This window comes from Acidovorax sp. SRB_24 (assembly GCF_012931925.1).
The window spans coordinates 1-659 of record NZ_MWOM01000188.1; the positions used below are offsets into that span (position 1 = coordinate 1).

Below are 659 nucleotides of genomic sequence, written 5' to 3' on the forward strand. Positions count from 1 at the left end.
AGGGGCCAAGGCTAGGGGTCTCAGGGCTTGTTCGATTGCTCGAAGGGCAGCTCCATTGCGCTCAGGTCGCGGCGTGTTTCCACCAGCACCAGCGGTCCCTCGTCGGGCTGCACGGCCGGTGCGCGTTCGCGCGGCACATGGATGGGGCGCGGCTCGGCGGCGATAGCAGCCTGCACGGCAGCGATCTTGTCGGCGTCGGAGTTGACCCACTGCAGACCCGAGCCCTGCGCCACCTGGTGCAGCTGTTCCACGGGCAGGACAAAGTCCTGCACCGGTGCCACGGCCGCCTCGGCCGGGACCGCTGCGGCCACCGGGGCCGGTTGCGCTGCGGGAGCGGCCAATGCAGGGGCCACCGGGGCCGCGGCGGCGGGCACCACGGGCGCTGCCACGGCAGCGAGAGCGGCCGGGGCTGGCGCCGCCACTACAGCGGCGGGTGCTGGCACGGGCGCGGCTTCGGGCGCCACCACGGGCTGAGGCGCGGCCGGTACAGCGGCCGGGGCCGGCGCAAAGTAGCTGCGGCGTGGCGGCTCGGCAGGGGCCGTGGCCTGGTCGTCTGCGGCGTCGATGCCCACCGCTGCGGCCGGCATGCTGTCGGCGGCCGCCGGTGCGTCGGCGCGCTGTTCGCTGCGCTCACCGCGCTCGGCACGTTCACCACGTTC

At 75.0% G+C, this 659-nt stretch carries 1 pseudogene; it reads right to left on the minus strand.

Features of this window, described 5'->3' with window-relative positions:
* Positions 1-20: 20 nt before the first annotated feature.
* A pseudogene (locus B2J89_RS21415) lies at positions 21-659 on the minus strand (ribonuclease E/G); the annotation flags it as partial.